Origin of the sequence: Rhodoligotrophos sp. CJ14, assembly GCF_038811545.1 — a bacterium.
GTDB lineage: Bacteria > Pseudomonadota > Alphaproteobacteria > Rhizobiales > Im1 > Rhodoligotrophos > Rhodoligotrophos ferricapiens.
The window spans coordinates 1,575,594-1,598,027 of sequence record NZ_CP133319.1 but is presented as its reverse complement, the minus strand read 5'-3'; the positions used below and the strand labels follow the sequence as shown (position 1 = coordinate 1,598,027).

General features: G+C 60.7%; 25 protein-coding genes, 1 tRNA gene and 2 pseudogenes. 12 read left to right on the top strand and 16 right to left on the bottom strand.

The window, feature by feature from the left end; translation table 11 throughout:
- Nucleotides 1-54 precede the first annotated feature (54 nt).
- The 6 genes from RCF49_RS07355 to RCF49_RS07330 all read right to left on the bottom strand — a co-directional run bounded on the left by RCF49_RS07355 (nt 55) and on the right by RCF49_RS07330 (nt 3,484).
- Entirely contained in the window at nt 55-324 is a 270-nt protein-coding gene (locus tag RCF49_RS07355; RefSeq protein WP_342643382.1) for a hypothetical protein, read from the bottom strand.
- Nucleotides 324-1,112: a hypothetical protein gene (locus RCF49_RS07350; RefSeq protein ID WP_342643381.1), complete on the bottom strand. Its 789-nt coding sequence runs from the start codon at nt 1,110-1,112 to the stop codon at nt 324-326. Before RCF49_RS07350 ends, RCF49_RS07355 begins: the two co-directional genes overlap by 1 nt.
- A gap of 61 nt (nt 1,113-1,173) precedes the next feature.
- Complete coding sequence (locus tag RCF49_RS07345; RefSeq protein WP_342643380.1) at nt 1,174-2,571, bottom strand: APC family permease; 1,398 nt, start codon at nt 2,569-2,571, stop codon at nt 1,174-1,176.
- Between the two features lie 11 nt (nt 2,572-2,582).
- Complete coding sequence (locus RCF49_RS07340) at nt 2,583-2,750, bottom strand: hypothetical protein (RefSeq protein ID WP_342643379.1); 168 nt, start codon at nt 2,748-2,750, stop codon at nt 2,583-2,585.
- A 9-nt stretch (nt 2,751-2,759) separates the two neighbouring features.
- A complete protein-coding gene (locus tag RCF49_RS07335) occupies nt 2,760-3,140 on the bottom strand; it encodes a hypothetical protein (protein WP_342643378.1) in 381 nt (126 codons plus the stop codon).
- An 8-nt stretch (nt 3,141-3,148) separates the two neighbouring features.
- Nucleotides 3,149-3,484, bottom strand: coding sequence for a hypothetical protein (locus RCF49_RS07330; protein ID WP_342643377.1), 336 nt, complete (start codon nt 3,482-3,484; stop codon nt 3,149-3,151).
- Between the two features lie 171 nt (nt 3,485-3,655).
- On the opposite strand from RCF49_RS07330, the gene RCF49_RS07325 reads away from it, so the two are divergent.
- A complete protein-coding gene (locus RCF49_RS07325) occupies nt 3,656-4,288 on the top strand; it encodes a helix-turn-helix domain-containing protein (RefSeq protein WP_342643376.1) in 633 nt (210 codons plus the stop codon).
- Here RCF49_RS07325 and RCF49_RS07320 read toward each other — a convergent pair.
- From RCF49_RS07320 to rplU, 4 genes and pseudogenes are all read right to left on the bottom strand, one after another.
- A complete protein-coding gene (locus RCF49_RS07320; protein WP_342643375.1) occupies nt 4,267-4,920 on the bottom strand; it encodes a GNAT family N-acetyltransferase in 654 nt (217 codons plus the stop codon). The two genes, RCF49_RS07325 and RCF49_RS07320, sit on opposite strands and share 22 nt — an antisense overlap.
- A 242-nt stretch (nt 4,921-5,162) precedes the next feature.
- On the bottom strand, nt 5,163-5,753 hold the full coding sequence (locus tag RCF49_RS07315) for a GNAT family N-acetyltransferase (RefSeq protein ID WP_342643374.1): 591 nt from the start codon (nt 5,751-5,753) through the stop codon (nt 5,163-5,165).
- Nucleotides 5,754-5,886: 133 nt separating this feature from the next.
- The gene (gene rpmA / locus RCF49_RS07310; RefSeq protein WP_342643373.1) at nt 5,887-6,144 is read right to left on the bottom strand and encodes a 50S ribosomal protein L27; all 258 of its coding nucleotides are present in this window, start codon (nt 6,142-6,144) and stop codon (nt 5,887-5,889) included.
- 77 nt (nt 6,145-6,221) lie between these two features.
- Nucleotides 6,222-6,557: pseudogene (gene rplU / locus RCF49_RS07305) on the bottom strand (50S ribosomal protein L21); the annotation flags it as partial.
- A 243-nt stretch (nt 6,558-6,800) separates the two neighbouring features.
- Between rplU and RCF49_RS07300 the strand changes: the two are divergent.
- The 10 genes and pseudogenes from RCF49_RS07300 to RCF49_RS07260 all read left to right on the top strand — a co-directional run bounded on the left by RCF49_RS07300 (nt 6,801) and on the right by RCF49_RS07260 (nt 12,389).
- Nucleotides 6,801-6,890, top strand: a tRNA-Ser gene (locus RCF49_RS07300).
- Between the two features lie 287 nt (nt 6,891-7,177).
- Nucleotides 7,178-8,143, top strand: coding sequence for a tetratricopeptide repeat protein (locus RCF49_RS07295; protein WP_342643372.1), 966 nt, complete (start codon nt 7,178-7,180; stop codon nt 8,141-8,143).
- Between the two features lie 368 nt (nt 8,144-8,511).
- Nucleotides 8,512-8,568, top strand: a pseudogene (locus RCF49_RS22440) (hypothetical protein); the annotation flags it as partial.
- Nucleotides 8,569-8,675: 107 nt separating this feature from the next.
- Nucleotides 8,676-8,990 (top strand): hypothetical protein, encoded by a 315-nt coding sequence (locus RCF49_RS07290; protein ID WP_342643371.1) that lies wholly within the window; start codon nt 8,676-8,678, stop codon nt 8,988-8,990.
- 185 nt (nt 8,991-9,175) lie between these two features.
- The gene (locus RCF49_RS07285) at nt 9,176-9,520 is read left to right on the top strand and encodes an ArsR/SmtB family transcription factor (protein ID WP_342643370.1); all 345 of its coding nucleotides are present in this window, start codon (nt 9,176-9,178) and stop codon (nt 9,518-9,520) included.
- On the top strand, nt 9,504-9,992 hold the full coding sequence (locus RCF49_RS07280) for an SRPBCC family protein (protein WP_342643369.1): 489 nt from the start codon (nt 9,504-9,506) through the stop codon (nt 9,990-9,992). Before RCF49_RS07285 ends, RCF49_RS07280 begins: the two co-directional genes overlap by 17 nt.
- A gap of 201 nt (nt 9,993-10,193) precedes the next feature.
- Entirely contained in the window at nt 10,194-10,919 is a 726-nt protein-coding gene (minC, locus tag RCF49_RS07275) for a septum site-determining protein MinC (RefSeq protein WP_342643368.1), read from the top strand.
- 17 nt (nt 10,920-10,936) lie between these two features.
- The gene (gene minD, locus RCF49_RS07270) at nt 10,937-11,752 is read left to right on the top strand and encodes a septum site-determining protein MinD (RefSeq protein ID WP_342643367.1); all 816 of its coding nucleotides are present in this window, start codon (nt 10,937-10,939) and stop codon (nt 11,750-11,752) included.
- A complete protein-coding gene (gene minE / locus RCF49_RS07265; protein ID WP_342643366.1) occupies nt 11,749-12,018 on the top strand; it encodes a cell division topological specificity factor MinE in 270 nt (89 codons plus the stop codon). Before minD ends, minE begins: the two co-directional genes overlap by 4 nt.
- Before the next feature lie 110 nt (nt 12,019-12,128).
- On the top strand, nt 12,129-12,389 hold the full coding sequence (locus RCF49_RS07260; RefSeq protein WP_342643365.1) for a hypothetical protein: 261 nt from the start codon (nt 12,129-12,131) through the stop codon (nt 12,387-12,389).
- Nucleotides 12,390-12,495: 106 nt separating this feature from the next.
- Here RCF49_RS07260 and RCF49_RS07255 read toward each other — a convergent pair whose 3' ends face one another.
- The 6 genes from RCF49_RS07255 to RCF49_RS07230 all read right to left on the bottom strand — a co-directional run bounded on the left by RCF49_RS07255 (nt 12,496) and on the right by RCF49_RS07230 (nt 20,675).
- Nucleotides 12,496-13,713 (bottom strand): pyridoxal phosphate-dependent aminotransferase, encoded by a 1,218-nt coding sequence (locus RCF49_RS07255; protein WP_342643364.1) that lies wholly within the window; start codon nt 13,711-13,713, stop codon nt 12,496-12,498.
- Between the two features lie 128 nt (nt 13,714-13,841).
- Nucleotides 13,842-14,912 (bottom strand): NAD(P)H-dependent flavin oxidoreductase, encoded by a 1,071-nt coding sequence (locus tag RCF49_RS07250; RefSeq protein ID WP_342643363.1) that lies wholly within the window; start codon nt 14,910-14,912, stop codon nt 13,842-13,844.
- 122 nt (nt 14,913-15,034) lie between these two features.
- Entirely contained in the window at nt 15,035-15,790 is a 756-nt protein-coding gene (locus RCF49_RS07245) for an SDR family NAD(P)-dependent oxidoreductase (protein WP_342643362.1), read from the bottom strand.
- Nucleotides 15,791-15,822: 32 nt separating this feature from the next.
- Complete coding sequence (locus RCF49_RS07240; protein ID WP_342643361.1) at nt 15,823-17,817, bottom strand: acetyl/propionyl/methylcrotonyl-CoA carboxylase subunit alpha; 1,995 nt, start codon at nt 17,815-17,817, stop codon at nt 15,823-15,825.
- Nucleotides 17,818-17,821: 4 nt separating this feature from the next.
- Nucleotides 17,822-19,420 (bottom strand): acyl-CoA carboxylase subunit beta, encoded by a 1,599-nt coding sequence (locus RCF49_RS07235; protein WP_342643360.1) that lies wholly within the window; start codon nt 19,418-19,420, stop codon nt 17,822-17,824.
- A 46-nt stretch (nt 19,421-19,466) separates the two neighbouring features.
- A complete protein-coding gene (locus RCF49_RS07230; RefSeq protein ID WP_342643359.1) occupies nt 19,467-20,675 on the bottom strand; it encodes an ABC transporter substrate-binding protein in 1,209 nt (402 codons plus the stop codon).
- Between the two features lie 102 nt (nt 20,676-20,777).
- Between RCF49_RS07230 and RCF49_RS07225 the strand changes: the two genes are divergently transcribed.
- Nucleotides 20,778-22,400: an acyl-CoA synthetase gene (locus RCF49_RS07225; RefSeq protein WP_342643358.1), complete on the top strand. Its 1,623-nt coding sequence runs from the start codon at nt 20,778-20,780 to the stop codon at nt 22,398-22,400.
- Nucleotides 22,401-22,434: the final 34 nt, after the last annotated feature.

Here is a 22,434-nt window from a genome sequence, read left to right as displayed (position 1 = left end):
AGCAGGGTGGCTGCGCCAACTCAACTGACAAGAAATAATGTTTCCCGAGATGAATTACGATTCCCTCCGTCCAGCAAGTTCATAGGCAAGGCGCGCTCGTCGATACGCGTCTGGGATCGAGAGCGCCCAGATGAAGATGCCGCCAGCGTGCCGGGCGATAAAGGACTGGTCAGGCGAGGAGAACAGGTAGGTGAACACGCCGAAGAAGACCGTAAAGAAGGCGAAGACCAGGCCGCGCCTCGGAGCGCCAATGGCGACATGGCCCATACCCGGCAAGACAATTGCCAAGGCGAGCACCAGGTATGGATTTATGGGGCGGTGCATCAGGCTGACAGAGGCTGAGAGGGATAAGGTATCGGCGCGCCCCCATTCCGCTCCAGGTCCTGACTTGAGCACGATTCTTCTTCAAAAACCGACCGCCACTCGGCGTCACGCTGAAGGACATGCGGCCGGCGGAATATGGCGCTGAGGGCATCGGCTTCCGCCAGGCTGCGATGGATAAGATCACGTGGGACCCGCGCGATCTCATAGCGGGCCTGGCGCAGCACCACATGAGCGGCACGATCGCCTTGCGCCACTTGACGAATGATCCGCACGCCCGAAGGCGCGACCACGGCCTCCTTCACCTTGGGATCAGCAAAGAGCCCAGCGAGGAGGGGGGCGGCCATTCTTACGGCGCGGATATCAGTTTCGGATCCGCCGCGGATGAGCAGGGCGGGGTCAAGAGGCGGCGGTGGATCGAAACGCGAGGGCATGGCGTGAACCGCACTGTAGAACTCTGCTCCCGTCGGACGGGCAAGGATGCCGATCCTGGGGCATTGCTCATCGGGGTCGGCCAAGGTGACGGAGAGCCACAGTTGCGGCAGGCGGCGCGTGACCAAAGTGTCGTGAATGAGCGTGATCCTCACGCCTCGTCCATCCGCAAGGCAGCCGGTCAGGATGGGAAAACCATCCGGACCGAGAGAGGTGCGGGAACATCCGATCGCACCGGCGGCGTCATCCAGCAGCCTGGCGCGCGCCGCCCGGGCCTGTCGCTGATCGCGCAAGCCCATTGCGAACAGCCCGGCGGTGCCGGCAAGGGTGAAAGCGAGGAATGCGACTGTCTCGAACATCCCGGTCCAGATCTCTTTGCAGGCCTGGCGCCATCCATCAGCGGATGGCACCAGGCTTTGATCAATAGCCGCGCGGACGAGGCCAAGGCATGGTGAACTGGTCGCCGCGCTTCACGAAGCGATAGCGCCAGAAGTGGAACCAGAGCGAGGCCACGATATAGAAGAGCAGCATGGCAATGAGCTGCGTTCCATAGCCTAAGAACACCGCCACATAGGTCGTGGAGCACAGCACCAGCAGCACGACGGCGGGGATCGGGTGGAAGGGGTGCACATAGCCGCGCTGGATCGAGCCCAACGGCCATTTTCGCCGGAAGATGATCATGTTGAAGGACATGAACGTATAGCCGAGCAGGCCCGAGAGAATCGAGAAGGTCACAACCTGATCCAGCGGCGCGCCGAGAGCGAAGATCAGCGCAATGGGCACCAGGAACACGATGGCGCGATAGGGGGTGCGGTATCGCGGGTGCACGGCGCCGAACCAAGCCGGCAGATAGCGGTCACGGCCCATGGAGAACCATGCGCGTGAGCTGTCGTTGATGCAGCCATTAGCGGAGGCCAAGGTGGAGAAGATGGTGCCGATGAACAGGAGGACCATCAGGCCGAAGCTCCCGGTGACACGGGCCGCATCGAACAGGGGGGTGCCGGCCTGGCCGAGATATTCCCAAGGCAACAGCCCCGAGCACACATACCAGGTGAGGGTTGCCGCGATCAGCAGGGTCATGATCCCGCACATGGTGCCGAGAGGCAGGGAGCGGGCAGGGGAGCGAACTTCCTCAGCCGCCTGACAGGTGCCTTCAATGCCCAGATAATACCAGAGACCAAAATGCAGGGCGGCGAGAATGCCAACCCAGCCATAGGGCAGCGGCTCTTCGGTGATGGCGGAATAATCCAGGGGTGTTGCGGAAACGCCGAACTGAACGGCGAGGAACAACACGATGATGGCCACGAAGGCGATGGCGGTGATCACGAAGTTGAAGGTCAGGGTGGCCAAGACACCGCGATAGTTCAGCCAGGCCAGAAACATGATGGCGAGGATGATGAAGGGCCGCTGATCAAGGCCCTGATGGCCGCTCATATTGGCGACCGCATCCAAGAGGAAGCCCACGGTGATGGCGTTGGCCGATTCCAGCATGGTGTAGGCCATGACCAGGAACAGGCCGACATTGAAGGCCATGAGCGGCCCAATGATGTGCTTGGCCTGGGCATATTGGCCGCCAGCGGAGGCGACGGTCGAGGTTACCTCGGAATCGATCATGGCCACGCACGTATAGAGCACGCCGGCCACCCAGCAGGCCACGAGGCCGGCGATCATCCCGCCTTTGCCGACGGAGAAGTTCCAGCCCATATATTCGCCGACGAGCACGATGCCGACGCCGAGCGCCCATACATGGCCGGGTCCCAGCACACGCAGCAGGCTCAGCCTTTCGCCCGTTTCAGGGGCGGCTGTCTGATCAACCATTGTGTTCCCCCTCAGATTTCATGACGTTCCTGCGCAGCTTCGAGCTCGCCCTCGCGCGAGGACGTCAGCAATTCGTTGTCATAGGTGCTGTCGACTTTCACCATGTCGTAGACGAGCATCGCGGCGAAGCCGGCCGACAGCAGCCAGGCGGCATATTCGAGGATGTTCCAGAGATCCATCTGTGCCCCCTATCGCTCGCCGAACCGCTCGGCGATGACCTCGCGGTATTCCCGGTCGGACAGGCGGACCACCATGATGAAGTAACCGACGATCAGGACCGTCATCACCAGCAGTGCGAGCCAGTTGAAGGAATAGTCGAACCGGGCCGTGATGATGTCTTGGGCGGCGGCGGGGTCCGTATAGCCGAGCTGTGCCCATTGGGCCTGCTCGCCAGCATTCTGGTTCAGGGCCTCCCAGGTGGGATTCTCGATTGGATTGGGGGTCTTGGCTGCACCGGCCAAGCCGAGATAGAGCGGGAGATAGAGCGCGCCAACGGTGAGCACCAGCAGGATCACCACATCGATCACTTGGCCGATAAGGCTCTGCTTGGGTGGTTGATAATTGGCCATGGGGCACCTCAGATGCGGTTGCGGCGCCGCATGGCGTCGAGATGCTTGATGTCGAGGCCGTAAATGAAGTGCTTATCCTCGATATAGTGCTTCAGCATCGCAAAGATGGCAGCGGAGTTGAAGAGGAGGACGAGGCCGCCAGCGATGACCAATATGGCGTGGATGGTCGGGTTGGTAACGGCGGGCCAGATCGTGTAGAGGACAAAGAGCACGACCACCCACAGAACCGCCACGAAGGTCAGAGCTCCGAGCCGGTCGCGGCCATGCATTCTGTCGATGCGTTGCTCAAGGCTCAGGATAGGCATGCCGCCATCATCGGCGACCTGCTTTGGAGTTACTGACATTTTCCTTCTCCCTAGACATAATCGCTCTCGGATAGTGGAGAAACTTTTTTTCTTGTTATGAAAGTGTGATGAGAGACGGGATCGCTGTCAATCGTTCGTGATTGCTGCGGCGCACAAAATTGTTCAGATCGTACCAAGACTATAGAAGCTGTCCGGCAGAAAAGGCCAAGCATGTTGAAAGAACGAGACGGACAAAATCCACATCAAATCGGCGGCGCGCGCGCGAATCTTCTAGAGGTTGCAATCGGTCGGGAGGTGCGCCACTTCCGCACGAAGCTCGGGATGACCGTCGCAGATCTCGCGAGCGCGGCACGACTTTCGCCAGGGATGTTGTCGAAGATCGAAAACGGGCTGACCTCGCCATCGCTGACGACGCTGCAGACGCTGTCACAGGCGCTCGGGGTACCCGTGACGTCGTTCTTTCGCCGCTACGAGGAGCGACGGGATGCGGTGCATGTGAAGGCGGGGCAGGGGCTGGTCATCGAGCGGCGTGGTACGCGGGCAGGCCACCAGTATCAACTGCTCGGGCATAGTGGCGGGCTGATGGGGCGCGTGGTCGTGGAGCCCTATCTGATCACGCTGACGAAAGACTCAGATGTCTTCCCGCTCTTTCAGCATGAGGGCATGGAATTCATCTATGTGCTGGAAGGGGAGGTGGTCTATCGCCACGCCGACCAGCTCTACACGCTCCGGCCGGGCGATAGCTTGTTCTTCGATGCGGATGCGCCGCATGGACCGGAGGAAATGATTACGCTCCCCATTCGATTCCTGTCGGTGATCTCCTATGCGAGGGATGAGAGCTGAGGGCTGAGGCTACGCTGCGGCAAGGGGTGGACCATGGAGGAGCGGCGGACAAATTGCTCGCGGTTGGCAAGCCAATCGGTCCGGGTGAGTTCCATAACCGACATGATGATCTCGCGGCCTTGCATGGCAGCGAATTCGCGGCGGTAGCCGATGAACTTGAATCCGTATTTCAACGCCATCGTCGGCGTCATGCGCTGGCATGGAAACGCGTCGGCGTGAATGGCGTCGAGGCGGTGAACGAGAAAGGCAAAATCCAGAAGGGCGGGCACAACCTCCGAAAACATTCTGCGGCGGCGGTGGCGTTCTCTGATCCACAGGCTCATTCGAGGCGCCTCCTGGAGGCTGATCAGCGTGTATGAGATCATGCCGTAGAGTTCCGTGGGGTCATCCTTCATAAACATGCCGAACATGGTGACCGCGGGGGTTGGCGTCTTTGGCAGGCTGTCGAGGAATTCGCCGAAGCTTTCTTCCGTAAAATCCACGCGCATGATGGCATTTTCGATCAGCTTGGGATCGCGAGTGAGTTCCATCAGCTGCGGGATGTCCTCACGATCCAAACAACGGAAGATCAAGTGTTCGGTTTGGATGACTTCTTTGCGAGATAAATCAATATCGATCGTGGTCCGGATCATTTGCCGTTCCGAAAAGCGGGGATGACGAACGCCAATCCCCGCTTGCTTAGGTGCTGAAATGGACCGAGACGTTCCGCTGAATTGGTGCGGCGCCGGTCAGCGACCACACAACTCTACCAAACTCAGGGTGTTGTACAACTCAGGGTTGAAGTTTGATTACTGTAGTATCGCCGGGATCGGGATAATCCCGCGATTCGGGTGTGAAGTGGCTGCCTCGGGGCCGAGACAGCGACGGGGCAAGATCACGCGTGGCTCGAGCCCGACTGGCGCCTGAGCCAGTAATCGCGGCTGAGGCGAAAGAAGTCCATGGGCTCTTCCTTGCCCAGGGCATGCATGTGGGTGCGGATCAGGCCGGCATAACTGAAGCCGCATTTCTCGATCACCCGGCGCGAGGCGATGTTGGTGAGCCGGCAGGACGCGGCGATTGCGGGATGGCCGCAGGTCTGGAAGGCATAGCGGATGGCAGCCTTCGCCGCCTCGGTTGCAAAACCGCGGCCGCGATAGCCGGCGCCGAGCCAGTAGCCCAGCTCGGGCTCGCCATTCGTATGCTTCCGCTCGATGCCGACCACGCCGATCAGCACGGGGTCCGGAATGTTCAGACGGATCGCGAGCACCAGCGCATCGGCGATGGATTTGGACTCGAGGCTCGCAAGCCAGGAGAGCGCATCATCGATGGCATAGGGGTGCGGGATCAGCGCGGTATTTTCTGCAACCGTGCGATCGTTGCACAGGGCTGCGATACGCCCGGCGTCGGCTGAGGCGGGGGCCGTGAGTATCAACCTGCCGGTTTCAATGAATGGCGCAGGAGCGGCTAATCTGACTGCCATATCCATGGGGACGATCCTTATCAGGCAGCAAAAAGAAACGGGGAGAAGGCGCCGCCATCTCCCCGTTTGCTTTCGCGATATGGATCATCCGATCCGCCGGTTCAATGGGACGCCGGCGGATCTGAACTTTCATCCGCCGTCAGGTGGCCGGTACTACGGATACATAGGTCCGTTGACCACGGCCGGTGCGAAACTCCACCGTGCCCTCAATAAGGGCAAAAATCGTGTGGTCTTTGCCGAGGCCGACATTGTTGCCCGGATGCACTTTCGTGCCGCGCTGGCGCACAACAATGTTGCCGGGAATGACGTGCTCGCCGCCGAATTTCTTCACACCGAGACGGCGGCCAGCCGAATCGCGACCATTGCGCGAGGAACCGCCTGCTTTTTTATGAGCCATGATATGCTCCCGTAGAGTTCAGATGGCGCGTCGGGCGCCTGTGCTATTCAAGAGACCGGCTGGCGCCGAAGACCTCAGGCCGATGCGGCAGCCTTCTTACCGTCGGTCAGAATCTCAGTGATCTGCAGCTTTGTCAGAAGCTGGCGATGGCCATTCTTCCGCTGGTAGTGCTTGCGGCGGCGCTTCTTGAAGACGATGATCTTCTTGCCACGATGCTGCTCGAGCACCTTGGCCGAAACCTTGGCGCCGGCAACCAGCGGCGCGCCGACCACGGGTGTACCCTCGCCACCCACGAGCAGGACGTCGGTGATCTCGACCACGTCGCCCGGCTCGGCGGAAAGCCGCTCGACCTCGATCACGTCGTTCGCGGCAACTTTATATTGCTTGCCGCCCGTCTTGATGACTGCGTACATGTTGACCAATCCGCCTGGCTTAGAAACAAGTCAGGCCGCGCGCAAAAGCCTGCGCCCGGCATTTGCGGCGCAATATACGCGGAACGGTTCCGCTGTCAAGAAATGCGCCGGCTTTTTCGGCGATGGAAGCCTGGCTGAGGAGATTTCACGGCAGGGAGGCTGCAAGGGCTTGGCAGAGCGTTCATTCGGCGCTATGTGAACGCGCCAATGCGACCAAGGCGGCTCGTTGCCGTCCTATCCCGCGGAGGGGTGCCAGAGTGGTCGATTGGGGCGGTCTCGAAAACCGTTGTGCGCGCGAGCGTACCGTGGGTTCGAATCCCACCCCCTCCGCCAGTTTATTTCTGTCGAAGTTATCTCCGCGAGGTTTTTGAGAACCCGCAGAATGAGGCTGTGGAGCCTCGATCTAAATAGAAAACCATCCCACACACCTCAAAAATTAATTAATATATGCATTGTTGAGGTGATTTTCTTCTGTAAATCACCGTAGATCTGTAAACAACAAAAGTGTCAAGAATTTTTATTCCGCATGTAAAGCGACCTCGTAGCCTCTGGGCATTTCGTAAAATAAACTCTTATCGAGTTAGAGACACAATACATTCTCCGCGTACGGAAATACAAGTATGAAACCAGATCAAAATCCTGAAACCCTTGTGTCGCAGGCGTTTGAGCTGATTGAAGCAGGTGATCCCAAAACTGCTTTAAAGATAGGAATGCGGCTCGAAAAAATGCGCTATTCCGGTGCCTTCGAGATACAGGCTATAGCCTGCGCGAGGCTGGACAAAAAGAATAAAGCCGTAAAGATTCTAGAAAAGGGAGTAAAATTAGCTCCGGAAGCTTGGCTGCTTTGGCAGTTGCTTGGAAATTATGAATCCGATCTCGGCCATTACGATAAAGCGGTAAATGCATTTGAGAACGGTTTGAAAACAAAGAATTCGGATATGGTTTCCCTATATTATAATTACGCTAATGCGTTAACGCGTTATGGGAAAGTGGATGCGGCAATGAATAAACTGCAGCTTGCTTTTGCGGATCAGCATTTTGGCCAATCTAGTAAAGAATTAATACAATTAGGCTTTTCTCTTCTGATGAATCTGAACAATCAGCAAAAAAATTACGATGCCACCAAATACGCGTTTGAAGTATTTTTCAGAGATTATCATTTACATCATGTGTATAGTAATGGTCTATCTGAAATTTATTCCGAGTTGTCAACTGCGTTTTGGAAAACCAAGAAAAAGGAAGAGGCTATTGGTGCCGCGTTGCGGGCTATTCATTTCGACAGGCAAAATCAAGATGCGCAATTCCTGTTGCGCGAAATCAGGAAAACTAACTATCAGAACGCAAAATACATGCGCATCATGCTACATGGTAAATGGCATGAGCCGTTTGAAGGTGAAAAAGAAATTCCTAAGTTCTTTACTACCTATGACGTGGTGGCCGACGGCGAAGAAGAGGCCCTTAACTTTATAAAGGAATTCGAACCGGAAGCAGTCGCGGACAGTCTCCAAATCGAAGAGGTCAAACTAATAGAATCGGAAAAACAACCGAAAGGAGTTTATAAAGTATCATCATACTATTTTTATTAAAACGAATAAAATTTAATAATTAAAGAAGCAACCGATAGTAGTCACTTCATCTGAATCAAAGCCAGTTGGTTGAGAGAAAAACGATTGAAGGGCATTAGGTTTGTACGTGATGGAGGAAATATATTTCGAATGCCGCCGGAATGCCGCGTAGCGCCTTTGCTGACTACGACGAGAATGTCAGTTGTCTCACATGGGCGGCCGCTAAGGGGAGGTGCGTCAAGGCCATCTTCTAGCTAAGCCCCAACTGGGCGTCCTTCTGCTTGGGCGCAGGAGCTTAACCGCGCCGCTTTCATCGAGGGTCTCGGCTATGCGGTAAAAGCGGAAACCGTGTTCGTGCCGCACGGGGACGTCCTTCCGTGCAAGGATCGATGCTGCTGTTCGATGCCGAAACAGGCTCGGTGCGCGCGATCATCGAGAGCAGACTGGTCACAGAATACAAGACCGCAAGCGACTCGGTTCTTGGTGCCAAACTTCTGGCACGCTCGGAGCCGCCATCTCGTCATCGTGGGAGCGGGAGAGCGTCGCAGGGGCCTTGTCCGCGCCTACGGCGCTGTCTTCCCCGATCTGGATCGGATCTCGATTGGGCCCGCCGCCCGAACAGGTCGAGGCGCTGGTCGCTACGCTTGGACAATCGGGAATCGATGTTGCTGTAGTATGCGATCTGAAAGCGGCGGTGCATCGCTGGAGGGTCGTCACGCGCGAGCACGTGATCGGCGATCTCTACGATCTTGCAGCCTCATCCGCGTCGGCGCGTGTCTCGGAAGCGTCTATTACCGTCTTCAAGAATGACGGCGGAGCAGATCTCGATCTGATGATTGCGGCCTATATCGCACGCGTGACCGTATAAGAACTTCACATCAACAGACCAACTCGTCTCTGCTTTGACGGTGCGGCCAGCTTCCAAGCCGCGCAGATCGTCCCCTAGGCGGGATGCCGCGCACAAGACTGCGCCGCCCTTTGTATTCTGGCTGGATACAAAGGTAAGTACCTTATTGTCCTTGACCAGCGCTCCCGGCTGTCGTACTAAGGCATATGCCTTACCATTCGACCCCGCTGGACCTCGCTTTTCACGCTCTCAGCGATCCAACCCGCCGCGCGGTGGTATCGCGGCTGGCTGAGGGCGAACTGCCGGTCAGCGTCCTGGCCGAGCCCTTCGACATGGCGCTGCCCTCCTTCGCGCAACATCTCAAGGTGCTGGAAGATTGCGGGCTGATCGTCAGCGAGAAGCGAGGACGCAGCCGCTGGTGCCGACTGGTGCGGGCGCGCTTTGACGAGGCGGCGGACTGGATGGAAACGGAACGCCGGCGTTGGGCCGAGCGGCTAGAGCGGCTGGAAGTCTATTTGGATAAGGCGGAAGAGGATGACGGACATGGCTAACGTGCTTGAGACCTGGTCGCTCGATCGCGAAATCGTGCTGGTCAAGCTGCTGAACCACCCACGCGAGAAGGTCTTTGCCGCCTGGATGGACCCCAAGGCGCTGGCCCAATGGTACGGCCCGGCCGGCCTCAGCATCGAGACCCACGAGGCCGATATCCGCGAGGGCGGGGTCTGGCGCTTCGACATGGTGGGCGTGTTCGAGGGTCGGGAGCAGCGCTTCCCCAACCTCATGCGCTTTCTGGAGGTCGTGCCGAATGAGCGGATCGTGATGGACTATGGCACGCCCGACCCCGAAGATCCCGATCGTTTCCGCATGACAGTGACCTTCGATGAGCAGGCGGACGGCAAGACGGTGCTGACCATGCGGCAGCTCCATCCCAGCCGCGAGCGGCGTCAGGTGGTCATCGGCTTCGGCGCGGTGGAATATGGATTGCAGACGCTGGACGGGCTGGCAGCATGGCTGGACGGCTGAGCCCTTGGCTGCTCTCACGGCTGGCATCGCCCGGACAGCTTCGACCACCTGGTCGCGTTCCCCATCAGCCAACCGGACCCATGCGGACGTAACCGAAAATCTCTTCTGGCCAGCCTATCTCGAGGTGGAGAGGCTTCTTCAGTTTACCTTTAATTAACCATGGCGCGCCTAGCATTAACCAGTCAGTAAGGGTTCGCCTCCGTGAATTGCGCCAATCCCATTCAGAAGAAGTCCATACGCTTTCGAGCGCGCTCCTTCGTTGCCTTTGCGCTCACGCCCGAGCCACCCCTTGCGGAGTGGCTCGAGACCCTCGACCGCTGGACCGAGAATTCTCCCGGGTTCTTCAGCGGCCGGCCGGTCGTGCTTGATCTGAATCTCCTCAAGCCGAAGGCGAGCGAGATCGGGGGGATCGTCTCAAAACTGGCCGAGCGTGGCATTCGCATCTATGCGATCGAGGCCAGTGACATGGCCACGTTGAGCACCGATCTGCCTCCGTTGCTCACAGGCGCCAAGGAGGTCCCACTCGCCGGCGTTGAGATGCCGGCGGGCCCGGCTCCCAAGACTGCTCCTCCGGTCAAGGTGGAGGAGCCGAAAGGGCCGAATTCACTGACCATCGCCTCACCAATCCGCTCAGGCCAATCGATCTTTCATCCGCATGGGGATGTGATCGTGCTGGGTTCGGTCAGCTCCGGTTCGGAAATCATCGCAGGGGGGTCCATTCACGTCTATGGCACGCTGCGTGGACGCGCGATCGCGGGTGCCACGGGAAATCCCAAGGCTCGTATCTTCTGCCTGAGGAATGAGGCCGAACTCCTGGCAGTGGACGGCTGGTACCGGACCGCGGAGGACATGGACACATCCTCGCGCGGTAAGGCGATACAGGCATATTTCGAGAATGGCGTGATCTGGGTTGCACCCCTCAGTTAGTTGGATTGGAGGCATGTATGGGCAAAGTCATTGTGGTCACATCCGGCAAGGGAGGCGTCGGCAAGACGACCTCATCGGCCGCTCTTGGTGCTGCCCTGGCGCAGACGGGCAAAAGGGTGGCCCTGGTCGATTTCGACGTCGGTCTGCGCAATCTCGACCTCGTGATGGGGGCCGAGCGCCGGGTCGTGTTCGACCTGGTCAATGTCATTCAGGGCGTGGCCAAGCTCTCGCAGGCTCTGATTCGGGACAAGCGGGTCGACACATTGTTCCTGCTGCCGGCTTCCCAGACGCGCGACAAGGATGCTCTTACGGAGGAGGGTGTCGCCGAGGTCATCAAAAGCCTGCGCGAGGTCTTCGATTATGTGATCTGCGACAGCCCGGCGGGGATCGAGCGCGGTGCCCAGCTTGCCATGCGCTTTGCCGATGAAGCGGTGATCGTCACCAATCCGGAGGTGAGTTCCGTTCGCGATTCCGATCGCATCATCGGCCTGCTCGATGCCAAGACGCTGAAAGCCGAGACCGGTGAGAGCATCACCAAGCATATCCTCGTCACGCGGTATGATGCGGCCCGGGCAGCACGGGGGGAAATGCTCAGGATCGAAGACGTTCTGGAGATCCTGTCGACGCCGCTGCTCGGCATCGTGCCTGAGAGCCAAGGCGTTCTGCGCGCCTCCAATCTGGGCTCGCCGGTGACACTCAGCGATCCCAACAATCCGGCAGCATGCGCCTATCGCGATGCCGCAAGACGCCTGCAGGGCGAGGACCTACCGCTCGTCGTGCCGATGGAAAAGAAGAGTTTGCTCGGTCGGCTCCTGGGAAGGAGGGCAGCATGAATCTTTGGAACCTGATCAAACGCCGGGGCAGCGCGCCGGTCGCGCGCGAGCGCCTGCAGGTGCTGTTGGCTTACGAGCGCAACAATAGGGACCAGCCCGACCTGGTGGCCATGCTGCACAAGGAGATCATGGCTGCGATCGCCAAGCACATTCAGATCGACCTGGATGACGTGCAGGTGACCATGGATCGCGGCGAGAACGTGTCGACGCTGGAAATCGACATCCAGATCCCGAATGGCGCCACGCTGCAAGCGATGGCGGTTTAAGACGCCTACCGCAGAGGAGCGCAGGCAGGCCGTTCTTTCGCCGCCCACTGAGCCCCTTTTTGCCGCGATGGCCCGGCATGTCGCCCCTTTCTGGGAAAGGGAGATCGTGAATGGGCATTCGATCGGCAATTCTGCGTGTTGATGCGTGGCTTGGGTATCGGGTCGGTGCATATGACGAACAAGAGCGAGACTTTCGGTACGAGCAGGCCGATCGTTGGGATTATGAGGAATTCAAGGCAGATAACGCGGCGATGCTGAAGAAATTCGAGACTGAAGTCATTTCCGCCCATCAATTGGCGCCCGAGCCTGATCGTGATTTGAGTGCGGATCAGCTGGTGGTGATCAGCCGAGATCCGCTGGACATTTCATAATCACGGAGAGTGCGCCGGGCAGGCAGATCCTGCGGGCTGAGCGCGCACAAGCTTTGCTCGAAAATGTCTAGGGCGTCTCCGCGATTCTTTGAATCGCGAAACCGATCTAAGTTGCTGAGGGGTCGCGCAAGCTCGCACAGAAGCGCTGGATGCGCCGGCAGGCCTCTTCCAGCTGGTCGGTTGCCGCGGCATAGGAGATGCGGAAATTCGGTCCGAGACCGAAGGCTGAGCCATGGACCACGGCGACGCCTTCGGCCTCCAAAAGCTCGCTGACGAAATCCTCGTCGGTGCGGATCACCTTGCCCGTCGGACTGATCTTGCCGATCAGCTTGGCGCAGGAGGGGAAGACGTAGAAGGCGCCCTCCGGGGTGTGGCAGTGCAGGCCTTGCGCCTGGTTGAGCATGGAGACGACGAGGTCGCGGCGCTGCTCGAAGATGGCGCGGGCGCTGTGCACGTAATCCTGGGGGCCGTCGAGCGCTTCCCGAGCCGCCCATTGGGCAATCGAGCAGGGGGCCGAGGTGAGCTGGCCCTGCACCTTCTCCATGGCCTTGATCAGCGGTTCCGGACCCGCGGCATAGCCAAGGCGCCAGCCGGTCATGGCATAGGCCTTGGAGACACCATTCATGGTCAGGGTCCGGTCGAAGAGCTCAGGCACGGCCTTGGCCATGGACGTGAAGCGGAAATCGCCATAGACGAGGTGCTCATAGATGTCGTCCACAAAGACCCAGACATGGGGGTGGCGCAGCAGCACCTCGCCCAGGGCCTGGAGCTCGGCTTCGGTATAGGCTGCTCCGGAGGGGTTCGAGGGAGAATTGAGGACCAGCCACTTGGTTCTGGGTGTGATGGCCGCGTCCAGCGCCTCAGGCGTGAGCTTGAAGCCATTCGACTCCGCGGTGTCGACGAAGACATTGGTCCCACCGCAAAGGGCAATCATCTCGGGATAGGAGACCCAATAGGGGGCAGGGATCAGGACCTCATCGCCCTCGTCGACCGTCGCCAGCATGGCATTGGCGATGATCTGTTTGCCGCCATTGGCCACTATCGTCTGGCTCGGCTTGTAATCGAGGCCATTCTCGCGCTTGAATTTTGCGGCAATCGCCTGACGCAACTCGGGGATGCCGGGGACGGGGGTGTATTTCGTCTCCCCGCGCTGGATCGCCTCCCAGGCAGCCTGCTTGATGTTGTCGGGCGTGTCGAAATCGGGCTGACCGGCACTGAGCGCGATCACCTCACGGCCTCGCGCGGCAAGGTCACGGGCTTTTTGCGACATGACGAGCGTGGCGGCGGGCTTCACCCGGGAGAGGGCACGCGAAAAGAAGGGCATGAGATCAATCCTGCAAACCAGCGGGCATGAGACAGCGGGAAGCTTCTAAAGCTTTTTTGCTTTTCTTTGATTACCTTGTGATTGGGGCGGCAGCATTAAGGCGCTGCCGTCTGCGCTGCCATTCGAGATCAGGCCGCCTCGAGCTCGGTCACCAGCTCCTGCATCAGCTCCTTTGCGGGCATCGCTCGGGAAAGCGGTGCTCCTTGACCTGCCCAATGGGCACCATAGCCGGTCTCGCCCGCGGCCTTGGCGGCCGCGATCAGGGCTTTGCCCGCATCATAGGCAATGGGGTAGGCGGGAATGTCCTTGGGCGAGACGGTGGCGCCAAGGGCGGTGAAGCGGTTGCTGAGGCTGCGAGCGGGTCTTCCCGAAATGGCGGAGGTTAAGACCGTGTGCTGGGCAGCCTCACTCCGCAGGGCAGCGCGGTAGCCGTCATCGGCCTGGGATTCCGGGCAGGCGATGAAGGCGGTCCCGAGCTGGGCTGCGGCGGCACCGAGGCGCAGGACGGCCGCAATGCCGGCGCCGTCCATGATTCCACCAGCGGCGATGACGGGAATATCGAGGTGGCGGACGAGGAGGCGCGTCAAGGCCATGGTGCCCAGCTGCTGGTCCGGCGCCTCGGGATCAAATACGCCGCGATGTCCACCGGCCTCATAGCCTTGCGCCACGACGGCATCCACGCCTGCTGCCGCTACCGCTTGTGCTTCCCGCAGATTTGTCGCGGTTGCGAACAGGGTAATTCCCGCGGCTTTCAGCGCCCTGATCTTATCCGCTGAAGGGATGCCGAAATGCAGGCTGACCACCTTGGGCTTCTCCTCGAGCAGCATGGCGAGCATCTCGTCATTGTCGAGGAAGGTCTTGTAGATCTCCGTTATCTGTGAGGGCGGCTCAGCGCCGAAGCGTTCGAATTCCGGGCGTAGACGCGCCAGCCATGCAGATTCGACGGCGGGGTTCGCGACCGCGGGCTTATGACAGAAGAGATTGACGTTGAAGGGACGGTTGCTCTGGGCGCGATAGGCATTGATCATCTGGCGCGCGGCATCGACGGTGCTGGTTGCCAGTCCCATGGAGCCAAGTCCGCCCGCATTCGAGACCGCCGCCGCCAAGGCGGGGGTCACCACACCGGCCATCGGCGCGAGGATGATGGGATGCTCAAGTTCCAACAGGTTGACAAGCCGCCGATCGAACGCCAAAGGCATTTCACGCCCTCCCTTGCGCAGTCACATCCCGCATTGTTTGACGCGGGTCAGCGAAAGCGTCCGCCTTGATGCGCCGCGGGTCAAGTGCTGGTTGGCAGGGGCCAATATGCCATACGCGCATATCAGCCTGCGGAGATGCCTCCGTTGACGCTGACCACCTGGCCGGTGATCCGCTTTGCCTGCGGGCCTGCCAGGAAGATGATGAGATCGGCCACGTCCTCAGGCTCCGGCACACCCAGATGGGCCGCCCGCGCCGCTTTCTCGAACAGCTTGGCGCTGAAGCCGCCGGCGGTGATACGCGCATGGGTCCGGGTGTTCGCCACGAGCGAGGGGGTTACGACATTCACCCGTATGCCCTGGCGCTTCGCCTCCATGGCAAGCGTGCGCGAGAACATGGTGATGCCGGCCAAGGCTGCGCCGATGACCGTCTCGCCCGGGGTTGGGACTTTCGCTGCGTCGGAGGCAACATTCACAATAGCACTCCCGGTTGCCATGTGGGGCAGGGCGCAGCGGCAGCTGAACATCGCCGAGAGCAGCCAATGGCGCACGACCCGCTCGATCGTCTGGAGGTCCGTCTCGTGGAACAAAGCCGGTGTGAAGTCGCCGCCGGCCGAATTCACGAGGACATGGATCGTGCCGCCAAAGTGAGTGGCAGATCCTTGCATCAAACTTGCAGCCTCATCCTGCTCCGACAGATCGGCGGCGATGAATTCGATATCGGCATCGGGATAGTGCGCCCGAACGGCCGCGCAGGCCTCGGCACCCCGCTCAGCGTTGCGCCCGTTCACGATAAGGCGCGCGCCCTGTTCGGCAAAGCGCATGGCGGTTGCAAGGCCGATGCCGGAGGTTCCGCCGGTGATGAGCACATTCTGCTGCATGGCTATCTCTGTCTCTCGGACGCGGTCGCCCCTCACGCGGGATCGGGGTCGATGACGAGAAGCCGCTGGCCGCTCTGAACGGTCTGGCCCGGCCGACAGGCGATCTCGCTCACTGTCCCCGACACATCGGCGGTGAGCGGAATGAAGAGCTTCATCGATTCCAGCACAATCACCTGCTGGCCCGCCTCGACGTGATCGCCCTCGGCCACATTGACCTCGGAAATGAGGCCGGGAAGGGCAGCCGTGATCGCACCGGAGCCTGCACCTTTGGCTGCGGCGCCGAGGGCGGCCGCGGCAGCGGATGCGATCTCGAAGGCATAGGTCTCGTCGCCAAAGCCCAGGCGGATCATCCCGCCCTGGCGATCGAAAAAGCCGCGCAGAACCTGATCGGCCGTTTCAAGCTCTAGCCGGTTGCCGGTGTGGCGCAGGTTCAGGATCAACTCGCCCTCATCATCGCGGATGCCGCGCGCGCCGCCGGTCTCGGCGAAAACGGTGACCTTTGCCGGAGGTGCTCCCGCTGTGGAGATGACGAGATGGGTTTCGGCGCGTCCGCCTGCGGGAGCAAGCACCCGGAAACCTTGGAGCTGCGTCCAGGCAGAGGCGCTCGTTTGCTCCGATGCTCGTTCGCCAGCGATCAGGGTTGCGGCGGCGCGGGCGAGGCGCAGCTTCGGCTTGGGCCGCTGCCAGCCATCCGGGAAGGCTTCGGCGATGAAGCGGGTGGTGGCGCGACCTTCCGCGAAGATCGCATGTTCGAGCGAGTCCGCGAGGAAGGGAATGGTGGTCGCAGGACCCAGCAGCGTGAAATCCCGCAGCGCCGAGGCAAGCTTGGTGCGTGCCTCGTTCCGGTCCTCGCCCGATGCGATCGCCTTGGCGAGCATGGAATCGTAAAACAGGGTGACTTCGCTGCCAGCCTCTATGCCACTGTCAACACGGATGCTGGGGGGCTCGTGATAGGCGAGGATCGCTCCCGCATCCGGGCGGAAGTCATGGTCGGCCTGCTCGGCGGTGATTCGGGCTTCGATCGCATGCCCCCTGGCGCGCACCCGGTCCTGATCGACCGGCAGCGGCTCGCCCGAGGCAATGCGCAATTGCCATTCCACCAGGTCGAAGCCGGTGATCGCCTCGGTGACGGGATGCTCCACCTGAAGGCGCGTGTTCATTTCGAGGAACCAGGGCTCGGCCTCGCCATCCTCGAGAATAAACTCGACCGTGCCGAGATTGTCGTAGTCGATGGCGCGGGCAAGACGGACCGCGCGTTCCAGCAGCTTCTCGCGGATCGCCGGATCAAGGTTGGGGGCCGGTGCTTCCTCGATGAGCTTCTGGTTGTTGCGCTGGACCGAGCAATCGCGCTCAAAGAGATGGATGACGTGCCCGTGCTTGTCGCCTGCGACCTGCACCTCGAGGTGTCGCGGCCGCATGACGAGCTTCTCGATCAGCAGCGAGGGATCACCGAAAGATGCCTCGGCCTCACGCCGGGCGATCTCGATTGCGGGCCGCAGTTCAGCCTCCGTCAGCACGCGGCGCATGCCTTTGCCGCCACCGCCTGCCGAAGCCTTGACCATGACGGGTAGGCCTATGCGCAGCGCTTCCTTTACCAGGCGATCGGCTGACTGATCATCGCCGATATAGCCGGGGACGCTCGCAACGCCAGCCTTCTCCGCAATGAGCTTGGAGCCGATCTTCTGGCCCATGGCCTCGATGCAGGCGGCGGAGGGGCCGACGAAGACGATGCCGGCCTCAGCGCAGCTTAGCGCGAGTTCCGGACGTTCGGACAGGAAGCCATAGCCAGGGTGAATGGCCTCGGCACCGGTCCTGGCGGCCGCATCCATGATCGCGTCGAGCCTCAAGTAGCTGTCGCGCGCTGCGGCGGGACCGATCCTCACCGCCTGATCAGCGGCCGCCACATGGGGTGCGTTGCGGTCGGCATCGGAGAAGACGGCAATGGTGCGGATGCCAAGCCTGCGACAGGTCCTGATGATCCGCACGGCGATCTCGCCGCGGTTGGCAATGAGCAGGGAGGAGATCATAGGCTTACATCCGGTAGACGGGGCGATTGCCGGGCAGATCGATCTCGCGCGCGGCAAGGGCCAAGCAGAGGCCGAGCACGTCACGGGTCTGAGCAGGCTCGATGATCCCGTCATCCCACAGGCGGGCGGTGGCGTAATAGGGGGTGCTCTGCTCCTCGAACTGCGCGCGGGTCTTCCGGTCGAGCTTGGCTATTTCTTCCTCATCCGCCGCATCGCGGGTGAGGCTCGCACGCCGCAAATCGGTCACGACGGTTGCGGCCACATCCGCGCTCATGGTGGCGATACGCGCATTGGGCCAGGCGAAGAGGAAACGGGGCTGAAAGCCCCGGCCGCACATGCCGTAATTGCCCGCGCCGTAGGAGCCGCCGATGATCACGGTATAGCGGGGCACGCGGGAATTGGAGACGGCATAGACGAGCTTGGCGGAATGTTTGGCGATGCCGCCGCGCTCGGCTTCCGTGCCCACCATGAAGCCGGTGATGTTCTGGAGGAACAGGAGCGGGATGTTGCGCTGGTCGCAGAGCTCGATGAAATGGGCGCCCTTGACGGAGGATTCCGAGAAGAGAACACCGTTATTGGCGAGGATGCCCACGGGCTCGCCATGGATCCAGGCGAAGCCGCAGACCAAGGTCGCGCCATAGGCCGGCTTGAATTCCTGGAATTCGCTGTCGTCCACCATGCGCGCGATCACCTCGCGCACATCGAAGGGCTGCTTGAGATCGGTGCCGACAATCCCCGGTATTTCAGCGGGGTCATAGCGCGGCGGCTTCGGAGGTCGGCTCCGCAAGGAGGGTTTGGCCGGCCAGTTGAGCGCGGCTACGATATCACGGACCTTGGCGATCGCCTCCAGCTCGCTATGTGCGAGATAATCGGAGACGCCGGAGACCTGGGAATGCATCTCGGCCCCGCCCAGGGTCTCGCCATCCACGATCTCGTTGATCGCCGCCTTGACGATGGGCGGTCCGCCGAGATGAATGCGGCCCGTGCCGCGCACCATCACCACTTCATCCGAGAGGGCTGGAATATAGGCGCCGCCCGCGGTGCAGCCGCCGAAAACCGCCGAGATCTGCGGCAGGCCTGCCGCAGACATGCGGCATTGCTGATAGAAGGTGCCGCCAAAATGATCCCGATCCGGAAAGACCCGGTCCTGCTCGGGCAGGAAGGCGCCGCCGCAATCCACGAGATAGATGCAGGGCAGGTGGTTCTCGAAGGCGATCTCCTGGGCGCGGAGGTGCTTCTTGACAGTCTCGTGGAAGAATGAGCCGCCCTTTACTGTCGCATCATTGGCAATGATCATGCAGGCAACGCCCGCGACCATGCCGATGCCGGTGACGATGCCGGCACAGGGCACCTCATTGCCATAGAGGCCCCAGGCGGCGAGCGGCGAGAGTTCCAGAAAGGGAGAGAGCGGATCGAGGAGGTGGTCGATGCGCTCGCGCACGGGGATCTTGTTGCGCTCGATATGGCGCTGGCGCAGCCGCTCTCCGCCGCCTTTCAGCACATGCCGGTGGCGGTCGCGCAAGGTCTCGAGCAGTTCCGCATAGGCGCGGTCATTTGCCTCGAATTTCGGTCCGAGCTGCGCTGAACTTTCCAACACCGGCATTCCGCCACTCTCCACATTCATCCATTCATGTCGTGATAAGGCCCGCTCACTTGTTGACCAGCGGACAGGGGCTTTCGCTCAGGGACCGGGCGGCCTCTTCCGCGGGGATCTCGCGAACGAGCTTGTAATAGTCATATTCGCCCTTCGATTCGGCCGGCGCCTTGACCTCGAAGAGATAGAAGGGCCGCATCACCCGGCCGTCCTTGCGCACCTCGGCGGAGGGCAGGACGGGATCTGACACCTTGATCTCCTGCATCTTCGCGGCAACCGCCTTGCCCTCATCGGTTCCCGCCGCCTTGATGGCCTTGAGGTAATGGGTGACCGCACTATAGACGCCCGCATGGGCCATGGTGGGCATGCGTCCGTTCATGCGCTCGGCGAAGCGCTTCGACCAGGCGCGGGTGTCGTCGGTCATGTCCCAGTAGAAGCTTTCTGTGAGGTTGAGGCCCTGGGAGACATCGAGGCCGAGGGAGTGCACATCCGACAGGAAGATCAGCATCGCTGCGAGCTTCTGCCCGCTGGAGGTGATGCCGAATTCAGAGGCGCCCTTGATTGCGTTGATGGTGTCGTTGCCGGCATTGGCGAGGCCGATGACCTTGGCGCCGGAATTCTGTGCCTGCAGGAGATATGAGGAGAAGTCGACGGTTGCTTGAGGATGGTGCACGCTGCCGAGCACCTTGCCGCCGACCTCATCGATGTAGCGCTTGGCATCGGCTTCCATGGCGATGCCAAAGGCATAGTCTGCCGTGAGGAAAAACCACGTGTCACCGCCGGATCTGGTGACCGCTGTCGCTGTGCCTTTCGCCAGGGCAATGCTGTCGAAGGCCCACTGGGTGCCATAGGGCGAGCAGGCTTTCCCGGTCAGGTCGGAGCTGCCGGCCGATGAGAACATCACGATGTGCTCGCGCTGCTTGGCCACCTCCTGCACCGCCAAGGCTACGGATGAGACCGGCACGTCGACGATCGCGTCCACATTTTCCGCATCATACCAGCGGGTGGCGATGGCAGAGCCCACGTCGGGCTTGTTCTGGTGGTCGGCGGAAATGATCTCGATTGGCTTGTCCAGCACGTTGCCACCGAAATCCTCGACCGCCATGCGGGCCGCCACGACGGATCCCTCACCGGACAAATCGGAATAGATGCCGGAGCGGTCGTTCAGCACACCGATCTTGACCACATCGTCCGAGACCTGCGCCGCAGCGCTGGTCGCGAAAAGTACAGCGCCGAGTGTCGTGATCCAAAAGGGTTTCCTCATCTGGCGTCCTCCCATGGCTCGCTTAAGTCCGAAGCGGCTTGCGACCGTTTTCTGTAGGCGTTATACCTAACAGTCGTTAGGAAGGCGATCAAGAGAAAACACATGACGCTTGCTGGGCGCACATACGAGGAAATCCTCAGGAATTTTCGTTGGGACATCCCTCAGAGCTTCAACATCGCAGAGGCGATCTGCGACCGGCATGTCGGCGCGAACCGGACCGCGCTGATTTTCGATGGGGCTTCCGGGACATCCGAAATGAGCTTCGAACAGCTCCAGGAGCGTTCGAGGCGTCTCGCCAATGCGTTCACGGGTCTCGGCATCGGGCGTGGCGACCGGATCGGGATCCTGCTGCCGCAATGTCCGGAGGCGCTCATCGCGCATCTGGCCGCCTACCGCATCGGCGCGGTCGCCTTGCCGCTGTTCACCCTGTTCGGACCGGAAGCGATCGAATACCGCCTGAATGACAGCGGCGCCAAGGCGGTGATCTCGTATAAGGAGGGCATTCAGAAGCTGCTTGCCCTCGCGGACAAGCTCGAGTCTGCACCTCTGTTCATCAGCATCGATGAGCGGGAAGATGGCCGGGTGCACGATTGGAACGGGTTGATCGAGGCGGGCTCGCCCGAGCATGAGCGCGTCGCGACGGCGGCGGACGACCCGGCGATCATCGTCTATACCTCGGGGACAACGGGCAACCCCAAGGGTGTGCTCTATGCGCATCGGGTCTTGCTGGGCCATCTGCCGGGGGTGGAGCTGCCGCATGAGTTCTTCCCCCAGCCAGGAGACCGCATGTGGACACCAGCCGATTGGGCCTGGGCGGGCGGTCTCATGGATGTGCTGCTCCCCTCGCTGTTTCACGGGGTCCCGGTGCTCGCCAAGCGCCTGCAGAAATTCGATCCGGAGCAGGCCTTCGCGCTGATCGCGCAGCATGGCATCCGCAATGCCTTCATGCCGCCAACGGCGCTCAAGATGATGCGGCAGGTTTCGGACCCCAAATCCCGCTTCGATTATTCGATGCGCTCGATCGCGAGCGGTGGGGAAAGGCTGGGGGATGAGACATTGGAATGGGGCCGGGAGACCTTCGGCCTCACCATCAACGAGTTCTATGGGCAGACCGAGGCCAATCTCACGGTCTGCAATTGCGCCTCGATCATGGACCTGAAAGAAGGCTCCATGGGGCGAGCCATTCCAGGCCATGTGGTCGAGATCGTCGATGATGAGGGCCAGCCGGTGCCGCCAGGCACCATCGGCACGATCGCGGTCAAGGCGCCCGACCCGGTGTTCTTCCTGCGTTACTGGAACAAGCCCGAGGCCACGGAAGAGAAGATCCGCAATGGCTGGCTGCTCACCGGGGATACGGGCCAACGGGATGAGGAGGGCTATTTCTGGTTCCATGCCCGCAATGACGACGTCATCATCTCCGGCGGCTATCGCATCGGGCCGACCGAGATCGAGGATTGCCTGATGCGCCATCCGGCTGTGGCCATGGTGGCCGTCGTGGGCGTGCCTGATCCCATCCGCGGCGAGGTGGTCAAAGCCTGTATCGTGCCCAAGAGCGGGATCGCGGTTGACGAGGCCCTTCAAGCGGAGATCCAGGGGTTCGTCCGCTCCCGGCTTTCCGCCCACGAATATCCCCGGCAGATCGAGTTTCGCCAGTCCCTGCCGATGACGATTACCGGCAAGATCCGGCGCAAGGATTTGCGCGAAGAGGCGGCGGCCAAGCGATGATGGGCGGGATCATAGCCCGGGACCGGTGGAGGTT

Coding starts and splice junctions, on each gene's coding strand:
- RCF49_RS07355 (WP_342643382.1), bottom strand. CDS start 324: ATGCACCGCCCCATAAATCCATACCTGGTGCTCGCCTTGGCAATTGTC.
- RCF49_RS07350 (WP_342643381.1), bottom strand. CDS start 1,112: ATGTTCGAGACAGTCGCATTCCTCGCTTTCACCCTTGCCGGCACCGCC.
- RCF49_RS07345 (WP_342643380.1), bottom strand. CDS start 2,571: ATGGTTGATCAGACAGCCGCCCCTGAAACGGGCGAAAGGCTGAGCCTG.
- RCF49_RS07340 (WP_342643379.1), bottom strand. CDS start 2,750: ATGGATCTCTGGAACATCCTCGAATATGCCGCCTGGCTGCTGTCGGCC.
- RCF49_RS07335 (WP_342643378.1), bottom strand. CDS start 3,140: ATGGCCAATTATCAACCACCCAAGCAGAGCCTTATCGGCCAAGTGATC.
- RCF49_RS07330 (WP_342643377.1), bottom strand. CDS start 3,484: ATGTCAGTAACTCCAAAGCAGGTCGCCGATGATGGCGGCATGCCTATC.
- RCF49_RS07325 (WP_342643376.1), top strand. CDS start 3,656: ATGTTGAAAGAACGAGACGGACAAAATCCACATCAAATCGGCGGCGCG.
- RCF49_RS07320 (WP_342643375.1), bottom strand. CDS start 4,920: ATGATCCGGACCACGATCGATATTGATTTATCTCGCAAAGAAGTCATC.
- RCF49_RS07315 (WP_342643374.1), bottom strand. CDS start 5,753: ATGGATATGGCAGTCAGATTAGCCGCTCCTGCGCCATTCATTGAAACC.
- rpmA (WP_342643373.1), bottom strand. CDS start 6,144: ATGGCTCATAAAAAAGCAGGCGGTTCCTCGCGCAATGGTCGCGATTCG.
- RCF49_RS07295 (WP_342643372.1), top strand. CDS start 7,178: ATGAAACCAGATCAAAATCCTGAAACCCTTGTGTCGCAGGCGTTTGAG.
- RCF49_RS07285 (WP_342643370.1), top strand. CDS start 9,176: ATGCCTTACCATTCGACCCCGCTGGACCTCGCTTTTCACGCTCTCAGC.
- RCF49_RS07280 (WP_342643369.1), top strand. CDS start 9,504: ATGACGGACATGGCTAACGTGCTTGAGACCTGGTCGCTCGATCGCGAA.
- minD (WP_342643367.1), top strand. CDS start 10,937: ATGGGCAAAGTCATTGTGGTCACATCCGGCAAGGGAGGCGTCGGCAAG.
- minE (WP_342643366.1), top strand. CDS start 11,749: ATGAATCTTTGGAACCTGATCAAACGCCGGGGCAGCGCGCCGGTCGCG.
- RCF49_RS07260 (WP_342643365.1), top strand. CDS start 12,129: ATGGGCATTCGATCGGCAATTCTGCGTGTTGATGCGTGGCTTGGGTAT.
- RCF49_RS07255 (WP_342643364.1), bottom strand. CDS start 13,713: ATGCCCTTCTTTTCGCGTGCCCTCTCCCGGGTGAAGCCCGCCGCCACG.
- RCF49_RS07250 (WP_342643363.1), bottom strand. CDS start 14,912: ATGCCTTTGGCGTTCGATCGGCGGCTTGTCAACCTGTTGGAACTTGAG.
- RCF49_RS07245 (WP_342643362.1), bottom strand. CDS start 15,790: ATGCAGCAGAATGTGCTCATCACCGGCGGAACCTCCGGCATCGGCCTT.
- RCF49_RS07240 (WP_342643361.1), bottom strand. CDS start 17,817: ATGATCTCCTCCCTGCTCATTGCCAACCGCGGCGAGATCGCCGTGCGG.
- RCF49_RS07235 (WP_342643360.1), bottom strand. CDS start 19,420: ATGCCGGTGTTGGAAAGTTCAGCGCAGCTCGGACCGAAATTCGAGGCA.
- RCF49_RS07230 (WP_342643359.1), bottom strand. CDS start 20,675: ATGAGGAAACCCTTTTGGATCACGACACTCGGCGCTGTACTTTTCGCG.
- RCF49_RS07225 (WP_342643358.1), top strand. CDS start 20,778: ATGACGCTTGCTGGGCGCACATACGAGGAAATCCTCAGGAATTTTCGT.